14 protein-coding genes are annotated in these 21,496 nt (G+C 55.7%); 4 read left to right on the top strand and 10 right to left on the bottom strand.

The genetic code is table 11. The features are described from left to right. Positions 1 to 57: 57 nt before the first annotated feature. The 5 genes from FYC48_RS01035 to FYC48_RS28755 form a co-directional block, all read right to left on the bottom strand. Positions 58 to 1,572: a sulfatase family protein gene (locus FYC48_RS01035; protein WP_315853756.1), complete on the bottom strand. Its 1,515-nt coding sequence runs from the start codon at positions 1,570 to 1,572 to the stop codon at positions 58 to 60. A gap of 316 nt (positions 1,573 to 1,888) precedes the next feature. After that, a complete protein-coding gene (locus tag FYC48_RS01030) occupies positions 1,889 to 2,230 on the bottom strand; it encodes a hypothetical protein (protein ID WP_149494849.1) in 342 nt (113 codons plus the stop codon). A 69-nt stretch (positions 2,231 to 2,299) separates the two neighbouring features. Continuing rightward, positions 2,300 to 3,403, bottom strand: a complete 1,104-nt coding sequence (locus tag FYC48_RS01025; RefSeq protein WP_149494848.1) for a transposase — start codon at positions 3,401 to 3,403, stop codon at positions 2,300 to 2,302. Positions 3,404 to 4,113: 710 nt separating this feature from the next. After that, positions 4,114 to 5,391: a hypothetical protein gene (locus FYC48_RS01020; RefSeq protein WP_160149257.1), complete on the bottom strand. Its 1,278-nt coding sequence runs from the start codon at positions 5,389 to 5,391 to the stop codon at positions 4,114 to 4,116. A gap of 888 nt (positions 5,392 to 6,279) precedes the next feature. Further along, complete coding sequence (locus FYC48_RS28755) at positions 6,280 to 6,441, bottom strand: DUF2256 domain-containing protein (RefSeq protein ID WP_149495769.1); 162 nt, start codon at positions 6,439 to 6,441, stop codon at positions 6,280 to 6,282. A 916-nt stretch (positions 6,442 to 7,357) separates the two neighbouring features. Here FYC48_RS28755 and FYC48_RS01010 point away from each other — a divergent pair. The 3 genes from FYC48_RS01010 to FYC48_RS01000 are packed head-to-tail and all read left to right on the top strand — an operon-like array spanning position 7,358 to position 11,077. Continuing rightward, positions 7,358 to 9,397, top strand: coding sequence for a RecQ family ATP-dependent DNA helicase (locus FYC48_RS01010; RefSeq protein ID WP_200836508.1), 2,040 nt, complete (start codon positions 7,358 to 7,360; stop codon positions 9,395 to 9,397). 1 nt (position 9,398) lies between these two features. Further along, complete coding sequence (locus tag FYC48_RS01005; RefSeq protein WP_235034008.1) at positions 9,399 to 10,163, top strand: glucosamine-6-phosphate deaminase; 765 nt, start codon at positions 9,399 to 9,401, stop codon at positions 10,161 to 10,163. Further along, positions 10,160 to 11,077: an N-acetylglucosamine-6-phosphate deacetylase gene (locus tag FYC48_RS01000; protein WP_149494846.1), complete on the top strand. Its 918-nt coding sequence runs from the start codon at positions 10,160 to 10,162 to the stop codon at positions 11,075 to 11,077. Before FYC48_RS01005 ends, FYC48_RS01000 begins: the two co-directional genes overlap by 4 nt. A gap of 197 nt (positions 11,078 to 11,274) precedes the next feature. On the opposite strand, the gene FYC48_RS00995 is transcribed toward FYC48_RS01000, so the two are convergent. Together FYC48_RS00995 and FYC48_RS00990 are read right to left on the bottom strand one after the other, a co-directional pair. Beyond that, the gene (locus FYC48_RS00995; protein ID WP_149494845.1) at positions 11,275 to 13,374 is read right to left on the bottom strand and encodes a carboxy terminal-processing peptidase; all 2,100 of its coding nucleotides are present in this window, start codon (positions 13,372 to 13,374) and stop codon (positions 11,275 to 11,277) included. A 195-nt stretch (positions 13,375 to 13,569) separates the two neighbouring features. After that, positions 13,570 to 14,931, bottom strand: a complete 1,362-nt coding sequence (locus tag FYC48_RS00990; RefSeq protein WP_149494844.1) for a S1C family serine protease — start codon at positions 14,929 to 14,931, stop codon at positions 13,570 to 13,572. 195 nt (positions 14,932 to 15,126) lie between these two features. On the opposite strand from FYC48_RS00990, the gene FYC48_RS00985 reads away from it, so the two are divergent. Beyond that, on the top strand, positions 15,127 to 16,428 hold the full coding sequence (locus tag FYC48_RS00985) for a thymidine phosphorylase (protein WP_149494843.1): 1,302 nt from the start codon (positions 15,127 to 15,129) through the stop codon (positions 16,426 to 16,428). Positions 16,429 to 16,645: 217 nt separating this feature from the next. Here FYC48_RS00985 and FYC48_RS00980 read toward each other — a convergent pair whose 3' ends face one another. The 3 genes from FYC48_RS00980 to FYC48_RS00970 all read right to left on the bottom strand — a co-directional run bounded on the left by FYC48_RS00980 (position 16,646) and on the right by FYC48_RS00970 (position 21,168). Next, on the bottom strand, positions 16,646 to 16,915 hold the full coding sequence (locus FYC48_RS00980) for a Sec-independent protein translocase subunit TatA/TatB (protein WP_149494842.1): 270 nt from the start codon (positions 16,913 to 16,915) through the stop codon (positions 16,646 to 16,648). A gap of 2 nt (positions 16,916 to 16,917) precedes the next feature. Continuing rightward, entirely contained in the window at positions 16,918 to 17,145 is a 228-nt protein-coding gene (gene tatA / locus FYC48_RS00975; protein ID WP_149494841.1) for a twin-arginine translocase TatA/TatE family subunit, read from the bottom strand. Positions 17,146 to 17,415: 270 nt separating this feature from the next. After that, a complete protein-coding gene (locus FYC48_RS00970) occupies positions 17,416 to 21,168 on the bottom strand; it encodes a serine/threonine protein kinase (protein ID WP_160149256.1) in 3,753 nt (1,250 codons plus the stop codon). Positions 21,169 to 21,496: the final 328 nt, after the last annotated feature.

Here is a 21,496-nt window from a genome sequence, read left to right as displayed (position 1 = left end):
GCTGTATGAAATGCTGGCGAGATGTTTTCACCGAAACCAACCTCGTCGTCAGCATCGTTACCAGATCAGGGGCAGCTTTTCGTCGCCGGGTTCCATCTTGCCTGCCGGGCGGACGTCGGTGCCTTTGGTTTTCGTCAACCGGTCCCCCAGTGACTCACGGTATCGTTGCGCGGCGGCTTCCAACTCGGCGACGACATTGGGATGTTGGTCGGACACGTCCTTCGTTTCACCGATGTCATTGTCCAGGTCGTAGAGGGCTTTGTCGGCCACCGCTTGTTGGTATCCGACTGGCAATCCTCCGGTGCCACCTGGATGACCGTTCAACGTTCGGTACTTGTGCGGGAACACCAATTTGAATCGCTCGTTGCGAATCGCTTGAAGTTGCCCCGAATAAAAACACGGAAAGGTTTCGTGAGGTGTCACGGCATCGGTCTCGCCGAACATCAGCGGCCGGATGTCATGGCCGTCGATGGGGTGATCGGGTAACTCGGCGCCGATCATCGCCGCGACGGTTGGCAACAAATCAATGGTGCTCGCCAAGGTATCGCAGGTGGTGCCTGCGGGGATCGTTCCCTTCCACCACATCAGCGTGGGTTCGCGATAGCCGCCTTCCCACATCGTGCCTTTGCCCTCACGCAGCGGCGTCGCTTTGCCGGCGTGGTCGCCGTACGACATCCACGGCCCATTGTCGCTAGTAAAAACAACGAGCGTGTTTCGTTCGGCGCCGATATCTTCGATCGCTTGCATGACTTGCCCGACCGACCAATCCAGTTCCATCACCACGTCGCCGAATAAGCCCTTCCCGCTTTTGCCGACGAATTCGTCCGATGCATACAGCGGAACGTGAACCATCGGGTGTGGCAGATACAAGAAAAACGGTTCGTCGGCATCTCGCTTAATGAAATCGACCGCGCGTCGCGTGAACTCTTGCGTCATTTGTCGTTGGTCATCTGGTTGGACTTTTTCGTTGACGACCGTTGTGTTTTCGATCATTGGCAGTTCGGACCAGCTGATCGGTGCGTTAGGATTATTCTTCCGTTTTGCGATCGCAGCCGGATGGTGCGGCCACATGTCGTTGCTGTACGGGATCCCGTAATACTCATCGAAACCGTGGTTGGTGGGCAAAAACTTTGGGTTGTGTCCCAGATGCCACTTGCCGTAGATCGCGGTGCGGTACCCTTTGCTTTTGCAGATTTCGGCGAGTGTGGTTTCGTTAGCGTTCAGACCGATGTTTGATTTTGGTCCCAGAGCCCCCGAGATACCGATTCGTTTATGAAAGCAGCCGGTCATCAACGCCGATCGTGACGCGCTGCAGACGGCCGAGGAAACGCAAAAATCGGTGAAACGCCGCCCTTCGGCCGCCATCCGGTCCAGGTGCGGAGTCGGGTAGCCGGTCGCACCAAAGGGATTGATATCGGCGTATCCCATGTCATCAATAAAGATCACCACCACATTCGGTCGTGTCAATTCTTCCGCGTCCGCGGTCGCCCCCAGCATCAAGCCGAGCAGACCGCCGACGAACGCTAGCGCAAACCTGCGAACCCCCATTCCTCCCCCACCCAACAGGGACACAGCACCATTCGGGGACACAGCATGCGTAGGCCAAACTGAATCCTTCGAATCGTTCGGGGACAGAGCACGAGAATCGTTCGGGGACAGAGCACGAGAATCTTTTGGGGACAAAGCACGGCTAGACTGAGGCGAACTGGTGGGGGACAAAGCAGGGTGATGGGGCATGCGGGGGCTCATGATTGAAAATGAAGAGAGCTAGTTTGGGCGGTCTCGATTGATATCACCGAAGGTGGGTAGAAGTGACGGCAATTACCGTTTGGCCAAGTTTACTCGTTTGGCGACGGAGGATTTCACTTCAATTCAGCGTTGGTCAGGTTTAGTTCTGTCTGACTTCACACCGATGGTCGCGAATGCGAATTACAAACGTTTCGATGGCAGATCCGAGATTTTCTTTGCTCGCGCCCCCGAAGTCAAATATGCATTCTTCCTCCATGTGATTGGGGACATAGCAAGCTCTCGATTCGGCAGGAACATGGCACTTCAAGAACGACCAAGTGAACGAAAGACGCAATGGCGCATAGCAGGGTTCTCCGTCCCACTGTGTGTATCGATTGTTGCCCTGTTTTAACGAGGGTAGCGGGTATTGATGAGTGCCGACGATGAAATGCCGCAAGGCGACCATTGGCCCCAATTTGCTCAATCGCTTATACCAGCTCACCGGATCTGATGAGTTGTCACAAAATTGCCATTTGAAATGTTGCGGCTAAATTCGCTCGAGCAAATCGCATCAGGCAGCCGCTGCGATTAACTGCCTTGCTTCGTTGGTGATGCGAAAGCGGCGACCGGTGATTCTGCTGCGGCAGGATTCGAGTGTTTCGATTCGCGCCGCCACATGGGTGAACACCTCGTCAAAACTGTCGACCAGTTTCGTCCACGCCCGCCGGCTCAGTCCAGTCTGACTCAGTGCCGTGGGCGCTCGACCACAGGTTTTCTCTCGCTTTGGTGACGTTTGCTCGATGGTCCACTCCAGTAATTCGATGTACTGGGGCAGCGTGAGCGGCAAAAACCCCTTATCGGTGAGCCGATGAGGCGAGTCGCTTTCACAAGCTCCGAGATCGTCCCGCCGCTCGTCAATCGTCAGTCTGGCAAGAAACTCGTCACGGCGTATTGAAGGTTTGTGTTTTTGATTTCCATCGCCGCTTGTGACGTTCGCTTGCGATGATTCCAGTGGTGACTCAGCCGTTGATCTGAATTCCGATTCGATGCGAGTTTGGATGGACGAAAACTTGCTTTCCTCGACCGACTCGGCTAGTCCGGCACGAACTTGATTCAAATCAACATAGGCCGCGCAGGCGAGCAGCGACGCTTCGTCTTCGATTCGGATTGCTCGAAACCGGTCTTGCCAGAACTTACCCGATTCCTCGTCTTCGCGGTTGGCCCGCTGGGCGATTCGTTGATTGAGAAGCCGCATCCACCAACTCGGATCGGAGAGCCGGTGGCGAACCTCGGCAAGCCTTTCAGGATTGTTGCGAATCGCGTTTAGTTCGGCCTCGGTCGGTTCAGCCGGCTTACCATCAACCATGCGTGCCGGGCAAATCATCAGCCATCGCAAAGCAATTTCGCGATCATCCCAATCGGCGACGAGTTGTGGCTGCGTCCGAAGGATCAAATGATAGTGGTTCGAGAGAATGCTGTAACAGAGCAATTCGATCCCAAAGTAGGCGGCGAAGCGTTCAAGCAACGCTTCAATCCATTGCTTACGGTGGTCAAAATTTTGGCCAGTGAGCGGATCATCACCCATTAAAAAACAACGGCGAACCGTGCGATTGATCACATGGACAACCGTGGGTTCGTTTGGGTCGATGATCTCTTGTCGAGACAGACGCGCCATCAGATCTGACCTCCTATCAAAGGAAACCATACACCATCAAATCTGATGGCGATTTAGACAGCCGTCACTCCATAACAACCGGTGGAAAGCGATTGGATTTGATTGAACCCGTTGCGGAAACCGATGTCAACACGAACGTTTGTGCAGTGCATAGCCATATGAGATGAGATGCTATGTCCCCAGGCTCAGTGTCAAAGGAGATGAGATGCTATGTCCCCAGGCGAATCCATGTCCCCATCGAGGTCTACTGTAAGAAGGATATGTGTCTTTCGGTGGACATGGAAAGCATTTGATCTTGCGGGAAACGATAGCGTGTCATCTGTGGGATGGTCCTCCTGTCCAATGACATTCCGCCTGACACTCCTTCGGGGCTTGGCCGCGTTGGTGGGACCTTGACCGCGAGTTAACATCCGTGGCGTTAGCCTGTCGGCGCTTCGCGTCTGAAGTCGAAGAACCTGTTCTCGGTGCTCTGTCCCCCAGCGTTCTCTGTCCGTTCGCATCGCCATCGCATCGACTCACTTGGCACCAGTGCTGGGCTAATGCAATGGCGACGCGAAGGGGGACTCAGGGAAAAACGTTGTCAGAACGGTTGTTTGCTGCCTTTGTTGGAGAGGTCGAAGGGAGCGGATCGCTGCTCGCAGGCCGTATACCCACGAAAAACCCGGATGGACTAGATTTTCGGCCCGGTGCCGCCGAGGCACACGTTGCCTTCAACCGACGCGGTTGAACTGACTGTTCCGCAGATCGCTTCTCGGTACAAAGCTCTTGAGCTTTTCGATTTTCAAGAACTTCTTCGCACCCGGGTCGTTCGTAAGCAACCGATATGCGTCGCCACAATCCTGTGCGGAATCGAAACCAAAAAAATACCAGTAGCCGCCATTAGAAAAATACTTCAGCGGTTCAATCTTGAAATGCTTCTGCAACGCCTTTATCGTCGCTTCCTTCAGACCGTTTGTCACGTTGCTGAGTTCCGCACACCGTTTATCCCAGCAGACACCCACGACGGTCTCCGCAGCCGAAAGAAATTTGACCGCGGTGAACGGAACTGACCGAATTAAGATTTCTCTGGTACGAATAACGTCGCGGAAGGCGCGGATTTTTTCATCTCGGAAGGACTTTGCCGGGCTTACGGAATCGAGCTTCATGATGACATCGATCGCGAAGCCGAACGTCCGTGATGCCGCATTTGGTGAATGCAGATCAATGATGTCACTAGCGTTGATTTCTGCTAAGTCGACGATCACCGCTCCGAACACACTCCGGAATTCTTCGAGTTGAGTTGACAACACCGATCGGTCGGTCGAAGTGGTGGAGACGAACCGTTTGTTCCAGCCCCGCGTGTGGCTGATGATCTGACTGCCTTCGTCGAGCGTCTCGCCAGTTTGGACGGGATGTCGGTGTGCGTGATCTTTTGTCGCGTTTGTTTCGTCGGCCTTTGCTTCGGAATTCTGTTCCGGCGGTTCCAATCCTTTCTGCATGTCCAGATTTATCGAGTCGGTATGGTTGAGACCACGAATGACATACCGGCGAACAAAGTGCCCCGCCTGCGTTTTGATGTACTGTCTCTGGTTCGGATGGTCTTGCCGCACGAAGATGCTTGGTTTGCTGTTGTGGGATTCACTGACGCATTTGAATCGCTCGTTTTCAAGATAGACACGTCCAAGTTCCTTGCTTGTCTTTTTCGAGATGATTCGTCGGATGTCGTTTACGCTCGTGCCAAGAATCTCAATGCCATTCTTGCTGTTGTTGAGTATCGCCTTCTTTGTATCTTCCCACGACATACCTTGCTTGAGATATGCTTTCTCAAATGTCAGCAGGTTCTTCTGATTGATCAACGCGTCTTGGTTTTTTTGCGCGAGCGTCGTACGCTGCGATTTTACATAGTCAAAACAGTCGATGAGATACTTCAACATCGGCCGGTCAACTTCGCCGATTTCGGTGGAGGGTACAAAGTGGAACTTTTCTCTGTACCGGAACGATTGAGGCATCGGGGCACCTGGGGCGATTGAGGAAACGGACCATCATCGCCCTTAAATTGCCGAATCTGGCGGTCGGCCGCCGCCTTTTTTATTCCGGAAGAAGTTTTCTCACGCTTCGCATGCAAACGATCGCTGCTTCATGACGTGGGGCAAGTCAACAGTTGGGAGTTGGTTCAATGGCATCTCTACGCAAGGAAGCCGACCGGTATAGAACCGAGTGGCGTTTCCAAGTTCGGCACAATCGCAAACCTCACGTCATCCGAGATTGTCCGGCAGCCATGGACCGCCGTCTGGACGGTTCCGTCACGGTTGGCCGAAAGATGTGGGGCTGATCGACTTGCTGGCCGCGATCCTGGTTTTCGTTTTTCTGTACGGTGGTGCAGCGGCGGCTGTGGGCGCCTGCATTGGGGGTGTCGCCACAGGCGCTGTCAGACAGAGCATTAGGGGACAGAGAAAGCATTTGAGTCTGCGGGGAACGTCGAAGTGTCGCTTGTGGAACAGCACTTTTTCCAATGCTTCTTGGCTGACGCCAATTCGGGGTTTGGTTTTATTGTTCGAACCCAGAACATGGGCTGGCTCCCGTGAATATAGCGTGCCGTTGTTCAGGAACTGAGACAGTTGAGCTTTCCGTGGATGCGCCTCCGTGAATAGCAATCAAGGGTTCGTCCGGCAAGTTTGCATCTGCCGTCATTTTTTTCAAAGAGGTGCTCTGTCCCCGAAGGGATTGGGCACTTTGACTCGTCGTTGGTTCGCAACTGGGCAAACGGAATTTTTCGTAGATGCTACGTCCCCGCCGCTAGCTCCCGGATGTGTTCCTGCATGCTGTGTCCCCGGATATGTTCACCCGGATATGTTCAGGTTGACTTTCAGGTGCTGTGTCCCCGGATGCGGGCGATGTTAGTCTTGTTGTCGCGGGTTGGAAGAGCTTGGCTTTCGCTTGCATCTCTCACTGCAGTATTTGACGTCGCTCCAATTCTTGGCCCATTTCTTCCTCCATTTGAACGGACGGCCGCAAACCACGCAGACCTTTTCGGGAAGGTTGGGTTTCTGGTGGGACATCATGGTTTACTTCTGGGTGGATTCTTGGGTGAAGGTATCCGGGGACAGAGCATCGGGAGATAGAAAGGCATCCGGGGACAGAGCACGTTTTTTAGTTTGCTTGGCAATGTGTGGTAGTTGCCTGCAACGTGGGCTCGCTATGCAATAAAATTTCACCTGTCACCCCTTCGGGGTTTGATCGCTTGGGTGGGACTTGGACCACGGGTTGGCACCCGTGGCTTTAGCCTACCGTCGCTTCGCGAGTGTGGGCAGCGCAGTAAAGCGTTGGTGGTCTATCGCGAGTGGAGGTCGCCCCAGGGCTGGCGGAAACGACTCGTGGCATCCGGGGACAGTGGCATCCGGGGACAGAGCATCGGGAGATAGAAAGGCATCCGGGGACAGAGCACGTTTTTTATTTTGCTTGGCAATGTGTGGTCGTTGCCTGCAACGTGGGCTCGCTATGCAAAAAAAATTTTCACCTGTCACCCCTTCGGGGTTTGATCGCTTGGGTGGGACTTGGACCACGGGTTGGCACCCGTGGCTTTAGCCTTCCGTCGCTTCGCGACTGCGGGTAGCGCAGTCAAGCGTTCGTGGTCGGTCGCGGGTGGAGTCGCCCCAGGGCTGGCGTGAACGACTCGGGCTAACATGCGTCGTTGACTCGCCGCGCCCACTGCAATCAACGTTACTGCGAATCAATGCGCTGGGGGAGGGATTTTGTGCGAGGTGGGATTGATTTCGTGACGAGAACGGTCAATGTTGTAAGGAACGAGGGTGGCAAGCCGGTGATGGCATCCTTCACACCCGCTTTGATAGCCTCGTCTCTCATTGGACTGCCTGCCGCAGGTGTAGCAGGCGTTTTTCAGTCACGCCGGTAGCAGCAAGGTGATTGAGGTCGCGAACAATTCCGTTTGCCGACCCAGCAACTGCGGGCGTCTTGATGATCGCACCGATTGGCGTATTCCCTAACGTTCACGTTTGGGCGACAAGCAACTCCGTTGACTCGAATGCTGCCAAAGGTGCCCCAGGAGCCGAGATGAAGGGAGATGAGATGGAGATTGCAGGCACGGAGTCACTGCGGAAGGCCCGTTCGGTGCTTCGAGATCAATTCCAACTGAATGACTTTCGCGATGGCCAAGCCCAGGTCGTCACACGATTGCTCGAAGGAAAAAACGTTGCGGCGGTGTTTCCAACCGGCGGCGGGAAAAGCCTGTGCTATCAGCTTCCCAGCCAGATGCTCGAAGGCACCACCGTTGTCGTTTCACCCCTGATCGCGTTGATGAAAGACCAATGTGATGCGCTGGCTACGCGTGGGATCCATGCCGCCCGATTGGATTCGTCACTGAGCGATCAAGAGTTCCGTGACTCGATCCGTGGCATCCGTGATGGATCGATCCGCCTGCTTTACGTCGCCCCGGAACGGTTTTTCAACGAACGTTTTATCGCGACCGTCGGATCGCTGAACGTGTCTCTGTTCGCGGTCGACGAGGCCCACTGCATCAGCCAGTGGGGGCACAATTTCCGACCGGATTACTTGAAACTCGCCGAACTCGCCAAACGTCTGAAAGCCGATCGCGTATTGGCGTTGACCGCGACGGCCACACCGGAGGTCCTGGATGACATCCGAAACGCCTTTGACATCGAACCGGATGATGCGATCTGCACCCCATTCCATCGCCCCAATCTAAAAATCCGTAGCTCGATCGTGTCGCGGTCAGAACAATATCCCGAGTTAAAAGAACGATTGATCGGGCGCCCGCGCGGGGCCACGCTAGTTTATGTTTCCAAACAAAAGACGGCCGAAGAGATCGCCGAACGGCTTTGCGAAGACGGGATCGAAGCAACCGCCTATCACGCGGGGATGTCGGCCGAAGATCGCGCCGATATTCAACAGCAGTTCCTCGCCTCCGTTGACGGTGTGATCGTGGCCACGATCGCGTTTGGGATGGGGATCGACAAGTCGAACATCCGTTACGTCTATCACTTCAATCCGCCTCAGTCGATCGAGGCGTATGCGCAGGAGATTGGACGTGCCGGACGCGATGGTGAAGCCTCCATCTGCGAGTTACTACTGGTCCCCGAAGACCGCGTGGTCCTAGAGAATTTTTCGTTCGGTGACACGCCCAGCCGACACGGTGTCGGTCGACTGCTTGAATTCCTTTGCGGTCAACCCGATGAATTTTTCCTTTCACACTACAAACTTTCATTCGAAACCGACATTCGAATCTTGGTTGTCAGAACACTGCTAACGTACCTGGAAATCGACGGTTGGCTGGAATCCACCTCGCCTCGTTACGATACCTATAAGATCTACCCCAAGGTAACGTCGAAAGCGATCTTAAATAACTTTGATGGCGAACGCCGAGAGTTCCTTGCCGGACTATTGGGCCAACTGACCAAGGGGCGGAAGTATTTTTATCTAAATATGGCGGCTGCATGTAAGGCACTTGGTCAACCGAGGTCACGATTGGTCAAAGCGGTCGAGTTTATGGCGGCACAAAACTGGATCGATGTAAATGTCAAAGACTTAGTCCATGGCTATCGCTGGTTAAAACGGATCGACCAACCCAAAGTGATCGCCGACGATTGCTATGAGCGCGTGATGAATCGTGAACGATCACAGGTCGCGCGAATCGACGAGGTGTTCGACATCGCACGAGCGACGAAGTGCCAAGCAAATCACCTTGCTTCTCATTTCGGCCAACCAATGGATCAGGATTGCGGTCAGTGCACGTATTGCATCGGCGACGGGCCACGGCAAATTCCACGGACGGACCAACGAGTCATCGGCGATGCGGTCAAGCGGGCAATCGAGCAGGTCGCTCGCGAATACCCCGATCATTTCACGACCGCACGTCAAAGGGCGAGGTTCCTATGCGGATTGTCGTCGCCAAAAATGGTACGCTCTCGGTTATCACGACACGCCAGTTTTGGTGTCTGTGAGCAGATTCCTTTTGAAGACGTCTTGAAACAAGTTTGAAATGAAAACCATCGTCGCACCCAACGCCAAAGAAATGGGGCGTTACGCCGCCGAACATGCCGCCGCTAACCTCCGACAAGCGATCGCCGATAAGGGCAAGGCCAACTTGATCGTTGCCACTGGCGCCTCGCAGTTTGAAGTTCTCGATCACTTAGTCAGCCAAGATGGAATCGATTGGTCGCGTGTCGATGGTTTTCACCTCGACGAATACGTCGGTATCGGAAACGACCACCCAGCTTCGTTCTGTCGTTACTTGAAAGAACGCTTCGTCGATCGAGTTCCATTGGCATCGTTTCTTTTCCTTGACGGAAAAGCCAATCCGGCAGAAACGATTCAAAACGCGTCTGAAGTGATTTCACAAATCGACGTCGATGTCGCGATGGTCGGCATCGGCGAAAACGGACACCTCGCCTTTAACGATCCTCCGGCAGATTTCGAGACCGAGCAACCGTATCTATTGGTCGAACTTGATGAACCGTGCCGTCTGCAGCAGGTCGGTGAGGGCTGGTTCGGGTCACTCGAAGAGGTCCCAACGCATGCGATCAGCATGTCGGTCAAACAGATTCTAAAGACAAAGCATATTTACTGCAGCGTGCCCGATGAACGCAAGGCATCGGCCGTCAGCAAGACCCTTTCCGGTCCAGTCACCCCCGATGTCCCGGCAAGTATCTTGGCCGATCACCCCGGCACAACTCTGGTAATCGACGAAGCCGCCGCCAGCCAGATCCCTGCATCTTCCGCCGCATCGCTGGGGCGTGTTCAGTGAGTGGTTACATCGACTTGCAAGTCAACGGATATGGCGGCGTCGATTTCAACAGTGACGACGTGTCGGTCGAACAAATCACCGGCATCGCAGAAAGACTGTGCCAGGAGGGGACGTCGAAATTCCTGCCGACAATCATCACGGCAGACCTGGATGTGATGATCCGGCGGATTGGAAAAGTTGCCGAGGCGATCGAATCGTCGACCAACGCCGCCAACCGCATGCCGGGGATCCACGTCGAAGGCCCATTTATCAGTTCGGAGCCCGGCTACGTGGGTGCCCATCCGATCTCGGCGACCCGTTCGGCGACAATCGATGCGATGGATCGATTGTTGGCTGCCGGACGAGGCCTTGTGCGTCTGGTCACGCTTGCCCCCGAGGTCGACGGTGCCGCCGAAGTAACACGACATTTGGCCAATCAGAACATCACCGTCGCAGGCGGCCACTCAAACGCATCGCTGGATGAGCTAAAGGCGACGATCGACGCCGGGATGGCGCTGTTCACACACCTGGGGAATGGTTGCCCGGTCACGATGCATCGCCATGACAACGTCATCAACCGCGTGCTCTCACTAGCCGAATACCTGCACATCTCACTGATCGCCGATGGGCATCACGTACCGTGGTTTGCAATGCAGAACTACTTGCAAGTGATCCCGGATCGACACGTGGTGATCGTGACCGACGCGATCAGTGCCGCTGGACTTGGGCCCGGAAAACATCGCCTGGCCGATCAATGGGTCGAAGTCGACGAGTCGCTGGCTGCGTGGGGGCAAGGGCGAAAGCAATTCGCCGGTTGCGCGACGGACATGAACCAAATGATGCGACTGATGCAACAGCATTTGGGTGCGGAGCAATCAACGTTGCGACGGTGGACGATCGAAAACCCCGCCCGACTGATCGGACTGTCGGTCTGAGGGTTCATCCGAAATCGGTGAGCCGAACGTGCTAGGGCTTCGTCGACCTTTGAAACTGGGATTAGCCGCGGTTTCGGTTCAGTCACCGGTGCAATAGCCGGGGCTAGCACCGTCGGGTAACGCAAACAGCCGCGAACATCAATTGTCCGCGGCTGTTTCTAAGTCTCGATGGTAATCAGAGCGCTGATGCGTCTTGATTAATTCTTGACCAATTGTTGTCGCTGCAATCCGGCGATGTAGTCACTCGTGATGTTTAGCACCTCGCGGTTGTAAAAATCATCACGGAACACCTCTTGGTCGCTCTGTTGATTGAGCTCTTCTTTTTCTTGCTCCTTCTGAGCGTCGAGTTGCTTTCGACGGGCAAGGAATTTCTCTTCGTTGAGTGGAACTTGCGACTCTTCTTTTTGCTTGACAAACAATGCGATTCGTCGAATTCGATCGAGGAATTCTTCGTTCGATTGAACGCGGGTTTCTGACTTTTGTCGCAGTTCATTCAGCAAGCCAGCGGGGACGAACTTGTAAATGTCGTGTCGTACTCCGTTGATACGATCGGCTTCGAGCGCGTACTGCAAGTCGCCTTCGGCGACGTCAAAGTTCTGCGTAAAGCTGGGCAGAATGATGTCGGCCGACACACCATCGCGTTGGGTGCTTTTTCCATCGGGAAGGTAGAACTGTTGCAAGGTGACTTTGAGCGCGCCAAAGTTATCTCGGTTGCCGCCGAGCAATCCTTCGGCAAGGTTCATCAACGTTTGCACGGTGCCTTTGCCGTGGGTTGCCGGGTCACCGACGATGATACCGCGGTGATAATCTTGGATCGCACCGGCAAAAATCTCGCTCGCCGAGGCGCTGAACTTGCTTGTCAGGACGACCAATGGTCCGCTCCAAACGGTGCCGGAATCTTCGTCGTTGTACTGTTGCACTTCGTCGTTGCTATCTTTCACTTGAACGACGGGGCCGCGATCGATAAACAGTCCGGTAAGGTTGATCGCCTCGGTCAAGGAACCGCCACCATTTCTGCTGAGATCGATCACAACGCCTTCGACGCCCTGTGATTTAAAGTCCAGCAAGATTTTTCGAACGTCACGGGTGCTGCTGCGGAAGTCGGGGCGGTTCTCACGGGCCCCGTCCATGTCCATGTAAAAGCTGGGCAGGTTGATGAAGCCGATCTTTTTAGCGGTGCCATCTTCGAGTTTGTGATCGATAACTTCACCGCGAGCGGCGGAGGTCGCCAGTTCGACGTTTGCGCGTTTGATTTTGTAAACCTTGGTGTCACCTTTTCCGCCGGGTTTAACACCCAACCGGACAATGGTCCCGGCATTACCGCGAATCATACTGACCACTTCTTTCAGCGGCATTTCGACGATGTCGACCATTGGGCCGTCATCACCTTGTCCTACAGAGACGATGATGTCGTCCGCTTGGAGGCGTTTATCCAAGTCGGCGGCCCCGCCGGGGATGACCTGCATGACGACGGTCTTGCCATCTTTTTCGCGGAGTGCTGCACCGATACCTTGCAGCTTCAGCCGCATCGAAATTAGAAAGTCGTTGTACGTCGTTGGCGACATGTAACTGGAGTGCGGGTCGAATGCACTGGTCACCGCCGTCAAAAAGGCTTCCAACAAATCGTCCGAGCTGTACGTTTTGAATCGTCGCGCGTAGCGTTGATAGCGACGACGAAGAACCGAACGCGGGTCTTCTTGTTCGACGCTGGCGTCTGCATCATCATCGCTGTCGTCATCGTCACTGTCACGTAGGTCTAGCAGCGTGTACTTGATTTGTCGGCGCCAGCGTTCCCGAGCTTCTTCGGGGGTTTTAGCGAAGGTGGTTTCGTCTGCTTCAACGACAATGTATTCGTCTTTGGTGTAGTCAAACTCGCCGTCGAGCAATTCGAGCGCCACCGCGACACGTTCGTCGACGCGTTCGGTGTAGCGTATGAAGATCTTGTAGGCCAGATTCAGATCGCCTTTCTTGACGAAGTCATCGATCGAATTGCGATACGCTTGAAATTCGTCGACATCGGACTGATAGAAGTACAGTTTCAGCGGATCGAAACGTTCGATGTAGAGATCCAAGGCGCGTTGACTGATGTCATCATTGAGCTTATCGCCAGAGATGTGAAAACGCTCAATTCGCTGGGCGATGATCTTTGCGATCAAACGATCTTGCACCGAAGGTTTCTGTGCTGCCGCACCGATGATCGGTGTTTCCTGGGCGGAAAGCGGCTCCGCAGTCCAGCCCACGGCGAGCGAAAGAAGAAAGGCGGAAGCGATTGCGCCCAGTCGTCGCTGAAGAACCATATGTATCTACCCAAGGGTCGAGGGGGGACTAATTTCGATGGAATGGTAGGAAAGTGGCGAAATCCAGGCAATGTTGGTTTTGATGCAAAATTTGCCTGCCGTGATTGCCTTCAAAGCTGAACTTGCGATGGTCAGGCACCGTCACATCCCGACACGTCCCGCCGTAGAGCATCACGGCCGAGTCATTTGCCCGCTTCACTTTACTCCCGTTGGATCGTCGACGGTGGCCAATTGCACGGTAAGTTCGACAAGTTTTCCGTCTCGGCGGACAACGATCGGATGCTCGGAACCAATTTTCTGGCGTTCGATCGCACGTTGCAGGGCGGTCGAATCGCGAACTTTTTCGCCGGCAAACTCGACGATCACGTCGAGTCGCTCGATCCCGGCAGCTTCGGCGACGGAGTCTTTGATGATTTGGTAAACGAGAATTCCGGAGTACGGAGGAAGATTGAATTGCTTCGCGATCCGCGGCTTGAGATCCACCAGAGTGGTGCCGATGGCGGCCCGGCGAACCTCGCCATGTTGGTCGAGTTCTTCAGCGATCCAAGCTGCTTGGTTGATTGGGACCGCAAATCCGACGCCTTGGTAAAAGCCCGTCCGGGTGGCGATCGCGGTGCTAATGCCGATCATCTGGCCGTTTAAATCGATCAAGGCACCGCCCGAATTTCCGGGGTTAATGGCGGCATCGGTTTGCAGCATGTTGCTGCGGGGAATCTTTTCGATATGCCGATCTTTGCCGCTGATGATCCCCGCACTGACGGTCGCTTGCAGTTTGAACGGGCTACCGATCGCGAGCACCCAATCGCCGATTTCCAGCTTGTCCGAATCGCCAATCTCGATCGGTTGCAATAATTCGCTGGGTTTGATTCGGACGATGCCGACATCGCTGTCCGGGTCACCGCGGAAAACCTCGGCGTCGAACCAAGTTTCGTCCGGCATTTGCACCACCACGCGAGTCGCATTTTGAATCACGTGGTTGTTGGTGACGATCAATCCATCGGCGGAAAGCACAACGCCGCTGCCCAGCCCGGTTAGCTTGTCCGGATTGGGCGGCAAATCGCTCGCTTGGGGCGGAATCACGGGTGTTTCGGGTGGCTCCATCCGTGGCAGCGGAGGTTCGTCGTTGGATTCATCGTCCCCGGCTTGCTCAGGCTGCCCTTGGCCATAGGCGAATAGCACCACGACCGAACCGGTGGCGCGTTTGGCGGCCATTCGGAATGCGAGCGAAAGCGCTTTGGGACCGGCCTGGACCGCCGCGATCAGATCCTCGTTCGCAGCGGTTTCGTTGACGGCCAGCTCGCGCGATTGGCCGTCCATTGGCTGCGATGCGGTGTTTTGTGTCGATGCTTGCGGAGCTTCAGCGTCTGCTGGATCGCCGTCAGGGTCTGCTGTATCGCCGGGGGATTCTGTTTGACCGGGGGCGGTTTCGTAGGCATGGACATGATTGCCCAAGAGTCCTTGACCGCCGAAGAATCCGGGGTTGGACAGACAATGGTTCAACAGCCCGCTGGCCAGGTAAGTGAAGACCAGCGCCGTGATCATTCGCGAAATCTGCATCAATCAATCCGTTTCAATTCAATGGTTCAGTCAAAGTGTCACTCAACGGGGCGGCGATCGGTCACCTCCGCGACCTGACCGGGATTGCGTCGGCATGTGACATCGCACACTTGCGATCCCGAGCGGATCATTCTACACCTTTTGTCGTGCTCACAGCATTGCACTATAGCCTTCTCACCAACCCCAGTGATCCGAATGCTCGCCGCCAACCTGCTGGTCAAGAAACGTGAGGGAGAGCAGCTCTCCGACGACGAGATCCGTTTTCTGATTGACGGATTCTGCGACGGCAGTGTCACCGATTATCAGATGTCTGCGTTCGCGATGGCGGTTTGCCTGAAAGGAATGTCTCCCGGCGAAACTGAGTGCTTGACCCGCGCGATGCTCGAGAGCGGTGGCCGGATGCCGCGAACTTGTTCGGGTGACACCCCACGCGTGGACAAACACAGTACCGGTGGGCTGGGCGACAAAGTCTCTGTGATTTTAGCACCGCTGTTGGCTGCTTGCGGGGTTCACGTGCCGATGATCAGCGGGCGCGGACTTGGGCTGACCGGCGGGACGCTCGATAAGCTGGAATCGATCCCCGGTTTTCGAACCGATCTAAACGAATCCGAGTGTGACGGGGCCTTGCGCGATGTCGGCGCGTTCATTGTCAGCGCGAGCGACCAAATCGCCCCCGCCGACCGCCGGCTGTACGCCCTACGCGACGTCACCGGAACTGTCGAATCAATCTCGTTGATCACGGCCAGTATCTTGAGCAAAAAACTGGCGGCCAATCTGGATGCGTTGGTGATGGATGTCAAAGTCGGCTCGGCGGCATTCATGCCCAGTCTGAACCAAGCAAGCGCGCTCGCCGAGTCTATCTGCCGCGTCGGTACGGCGTGTGGCCTGCCGACCTCGGTGTTGATTTCAGACATGGATCAGCCGCTAGGCTCCGCCGTCGGAAATGCGATCGAGATCAACGAGTCGCTGGCAATCCTGCGTGGGGAATGTCGCGACCAACCGACGGTGGAGCGAGCGCGTGAATTGACGATGTTGCTTTGTAGCGAATTGTTGGTCGCAACGAAGGCATCGTCCGATTACAAGCAGGCTCGCGATCGCCTGGAAGACGCGTTGCAAGGCGGTCACGCATTGGAACGGCTGATGGCGATGATCGCTCAGCAGCACGGTCGGCTGGATGGACCACTGCCGCTGGCGAAAAAACACGTCATCGAGGCAACTCATGACGGCTGGGTGCGGCGCATCGATAGCCGCACGATCGGATTGACGGTCGTCGAGATGGGTGGCGGACGTCGCCGAGTGGGTGACCCCATTGACCATTCCGTTGGCGTGGCAATGCAGGTGCTTGTCGGTGATCGAGTGGTCCGGGGCCAACCGTTGATGGAAGTGTATTGCTCCAGCCCGGGGCAACAAGACGAAGTCAATCGCCTGAGTGCCACAATCGAGCTGGGTGAACAACCGGCTGAACCGATACCGTTAATCTTGAACGCCGGTTCGTAACCAGCGAAACACGAGTCTTTGCGATGAAGCATCTGGGCACCCCCTCCCGCTTGGAGGTCGTGCGGTTCTTAACCCCTGACTTTACAGACGTCTACGACTTCATCCTCCCCAAGGAGGGTAACGAAAGATGCGTAGATGCCAATGCCCAGTGAAAGGGCCGAGAAGGCGGCGACGCCGGAATTGGCGTCGCCAGAGCATTTCCGGTTGATCGTGATGATCAACTCGGTGGGGTGAATTTCGGTGCGGAGGGTTCGGACGGTTCGTCGTCGTCTTCGTCGGTCGACGAGTTCGTGTTCGAATCCATGTTGAAGGCCTTGGTCGCTTCGTATTCCGCGGCGCGGAATTCGCGTTGGACTTCGTTCAGCCGGCCGCGGAATTCGCGATACATGCCGCCGGCTTGTCGCGCGACCTCGGGCAAGTTGGCGCCGAACAAGACGACGGCAACAACACCGATCACCATCATTTCAAAGGGGCCGAGCCCAAACATAATTACTTATCCACGTCTTTGTCGGACGTGTCGTCGTCTTCCGCAGTCTCACTCATTCCACGTTTGAATTCGTTCGCACTGCGGCCCAAATTGCGCATCAGCGAGGGCAATTTGGCCCCACCGAAGAGCAGCAGGACGACAAAGAGAAAGATCAACATTTCCGTCGCGCCCGGCATGGCAAAGGCCAATGGCGAGAGCCCGGATAGACCGCTAGACAGAACTAAAGACATCGTTTCGCTCCAAAAGAGGCTTGAGAATTGGTAACCCTCACGCACAGATGCGGCGAAAGCGGGTCGGTCGGTTGGGCAAACGCCTCAACCACCTCCAGGACCGTCATGTCGGGGGCGGGCCGAGCCAACCGCACGTCGGCTCGATCTCCACCATTGTAAGCGACCCGGCGTGAACGTCAAACACCATTGCGGTCGTATTTTCTGCCCGCCTGGGCCCGGACCGGGGAGAGTGAAATGACTTAAGCCGAATCATTCGTGTTCAACTGCTTATCACTCCTTCATCCTGGACTGAATCGTCGCGATCGCCTTCTCAGCAACTTCGCCGAGATCGATCGTGGCGTCGTACTGCTCAACCAATGCGATGGCTTTTTGCGTTGGCTGGCAGTGCTGGGCGTAGTAAGAGAGGAGCAGGCCGATCTTGTTGTCTTCAATCGGATGCGGTCGCTTCCAGTGCCAACGATTTTCCGTAGCCTCCTCGGCCAGTTTTGGGTCAAGTTCATAGGCCATGCGAATCATTTCTTCCAGCTTGATGTCATTGGCAATCGTAAGTGGGCAGACGGCCTGGATGACTAAGAATTGCAGCGAACGTTCCAACATCAGGTCCGGAGATTTCTGCGCCGCAGCGAGACCTGCGAGGACAAGCGGTCGTCCCCAGACTTCGCCATAGGCCTGATTGAGTCCATTCTGGTGATCCTTCACTCGATCCTCGATCACTTCGGCCGCTTTTTTCTGGATCAGCGGATCGTCTTCGAGCGATTGCCCAAGAATCCATGACAGCAGGATGGGGGTTTCAACCAAGTTCGAATCGAGGTCCGCAAACGGTGCATCCTCTCGATCGCGAAGGTACTTCAACATGTGCTCCAAAATCTTGTTGAGAGTCTCGCCGTGATCTTGAACCAGTGATTCGTCACCGAAGTGACTTTTAAGGTATATCTGGGTGGGCCAGAGCATCGCGGTGATGCTTTTGTCGTTGTTTTTTTCAAACTCCTCTAGCAGCAACTTGAATCCGTGCTCGGGAAAAAACGATTGCATCAATGACGGAAACCTCACCATGAACCTCTCGCTGGGATCGCCGGCTCCGTTGGAAATCGGACCGCCGTAGAGTCGTGCGACGCGGACGATCGCACGGCCTGCTTCGAAACGTTCGCTGGCGTCTTGGTTCCGTGACAGAACTTCGACGGCTTCCATCGCTTCGATCAACGAATCGACGTCGAGTTCGACTTCCAGCGTCTGCTTCCAGGTCCGAAGTGATTTGCCGCGATAGGTCGATTTACGTGGCGATGTGGATGATGGCGGATCTTCCATGTCCATCCCCATTCCCATGCCTCCCGCCATCTCGCCATAGTCCGTGTCCATTCCCATTCCCATATCCATGCCCATACCCATGCCCATTCCCATATCCGCCGATTTCGTGGCGGAGTTTTGAGAACGCTGCGAACGCTGGATCAACTCGGCTTCGAGCTTTGACCGTTCGTCCTCGGGAACCGCTTCGACGACGCTGATCAGATCGGGGATGGAGTCGAGTGAAATTGCTGGTCCACGCGAAAGGTAGATCGCCGATTCCCTCGCCAATCGTGCCGACGCGGCTTGCTCCTCCGGCGGCATGCCCTGCCATGCGTCGGCGTGCGAAAGTCCGATCAGGCCGCGTAGCAACCGCAGCTTCAAAAACTTCTCATTGCGTTGCCGGCTACCGTCGTCCCCCATGCCCATCCCCATGTCCATCATCGAGTCGTAACCGCCGCCGTAACCACCCATTTCCATTCCTCCACCACGGGAGCGATTCGAGTGCCAACGGTGGAGTGAAACGATGATCGCCGCACGGCTGTTCGAATTCCCGTTCAGCAATTCATCGGCGGAATGTGCATTCCAAACACCCTGGTTGGGTTCGCCAAAGACCTGATTGAAGTACCACATGAAGTACTCCGATGCTTGGTCGGATTCGGTGCTTGTGGAGATCGAAATGACGGGCGGCGATTTTTGGGTGAGACCGCCGAGTGCACGCGAGCGCTCGATGATCGCTGCGATCACACGATCAAGCCAAACGTTGTCCTCCGACAAGCGATCGACGCCCTTGATTGCGGTCGTCATCGCTTGGCCGAGTTTCTCCCAATTGTCTGTCGTCGCGATGGTTTCGATCCAATGTTCCAACGATTCACCGTCGATCCAAACCCCCGATGCTCGTCCCGACACGTTGGCGGTGGATCCCATCATCATCATGTCCATCCCCATCATGTCCGCCCCCATCATTTCATCCATTTCACCGGCCATCATGTCCATCGAATCCATCGATCGGCCGCTGGCCCCCATGCCTAGGTCGTCACCGGACCCCATCATGGCTGCGTCTCTGGGGATCGCCGTGACGTCGATGGTCTGGGGTGATATCGACTTCCCAGTTGGATTCTCATTGACCTGAGCGACTTGATCACTGGGCAACGCCTTGACGGTGATTTCGCGAACCGCGCTGCGGGCAATCGTGACGACTTCGTCGCTTAGTTTTAGTGCTTGGTCACCGCCTTCGATGGCCACTTGATAGCTGCCTTTGTACAACGAGATTTGGTTGTCACCCGATTGAATCTTCAGACGCTCGACGACTTGATCGTTCTGCTTGACCGCCACCGTCAATCCGTCCAGGTCCGAATGGACGACCAGCAATCCACGGTCGGTTTGAATCTTGATGACCAAAGCGGCTAACAGCAGAAAGCCGGCCATCGCCAATCCGACCAACCAGCGGCGAACGATCGGTGGGCGGGCATTTTTTCCGGCAGCCGAAACGCTTGGCCATAGTCCGCTGCGGATCGGGTGCCCCATTTCGTCTCTGCGGCGAGCTTCTTGGATCAGGCGTTTGAGTTGATGACCTTTGCTTGGTCCTTCCAGTCGTTCGGCGACGAGTGACGCGGTCACGGGGCGTTTCTTCGGATCACGCGACAGCAACTCGGCGACAAGCGTGACGACTTCGCGATCGATGTCTTCACGCACCGCATCGAGCGGTGGTGCGTCCTTGCCGGTGATCTCCAGTACCTGCGCGGCCAAGCCTTTGCCGCAGCGATGGGGCGGACGACCGGCGATCAATCGGAAAAGCGTCGCGCCGAGCGAATACAGGTCGGACTGCGGACGCACATCTCGGCTGTCGGTCAACTGTTCGGGAGCCATGTAGGGCATCGTTCCCATCACATGCCCGACCGTGGTCAAGCGTTCGTCGCTGACGAGTGGATCGTCGCCGTCGAGAACTAATCCCAAGTCCAATAGTTTGACTTGGCCGTCTCGGGTAAGCATCAAGTTGGACGGCTTGATGTCGCGATGGACCAGCCCGCAATCATGAATGTGGGCGAGTGCATTGGCGGCTTGTCGGACGACTTCGCAGGCATCGGCCACCGACAGTTGCCCCATTCGTGTGGCCACCTGACCGACATCCAAACCGTCCAGGAACTCCATCACCAAGTAGTGCCATCCCGAATCATGCCCGGCGTCGGTCGCACGGACAATCCCGGGATGTTCCAGTGAGGCGACCGCTGTCATTTCGCGATTGAATCGATCCAGCCAACCGGGGCTCGCGACTCGATCAGGAGGCAGCAGTTTGATCGCACAATGGCGACGCAGCCGTTGATGCTCGGCTCGGAAGACCGTCCCCATGCCGCCGCTACCGACCAATTCCAGCAATCGGTATGTCCCCAGGGATTCGACCGGTGGCGTGGCATGCAATTCGCGGCGTGGGCGGGCATTGAATTTCCCGATGGCGATTTGACAAGCGGTCTCGTTGCGAAACACGTCCACTTCGTCGACTTGGTTGCCGACCGATTTCGTGCTGAGGTCAAGCACGCTCAGTTCAAGAGTCTCGGCTGCTTTGCGGCAATCGCTACATTGATCGAGGTGCGAGATCGCGGAATCAAATTCGCTTTTGGGGACACTGCCGCTTAAAACCGCCCGCAATTGCTGCTGATCCAAGCACTGCCCCGGGGTCCAGGGGCGGGTTTGCCCATTGATTTTGACCATCTGATCACCTTTCGATTGAACGTCGTTGGGCAAGCTGAATTCGTCGCCCTACCGAGACAACGGAGCGATTGGACAGTTCAAATCCATCGTCGCCTTTTGCTCCGCAAGAGTTGCGTTGAGGCACGCTACTTTCGGCGGAGAGTAGCGTGTCTTTCATCGTGAGCGTCGAACGATTTTGGATCCGCGAGGTCTGTTTTCCTCGCCCCGCTTGCGATCGGTTGGGATATTTTGCTGCCCCAGCGAAGCAGGCAGGTGAGAAAAAAACGAGAGCCCTCACCGGGCCGGAGGCCCGACTCTCCCAGCGGGAGAGTGAAGGATTCTTTTTGGCTTAACCCGGACCTTGTTCGTTCCCCTATGGCGT

It is taken from the genome of Roseiconus lacunae (genome assembly GCF_008312935.1).
Lineage (GTDB): Bacteria > Planctomycetota > Planctomycetia > Pirellulales > Pirellulaceae > Stieleria > Stieleria lacunae.
The sequence above is the reverse complement of the archived record's forward strand: the minus strand, read 5'-3'. Positions and strand labels throughout refer to the sequence as shown.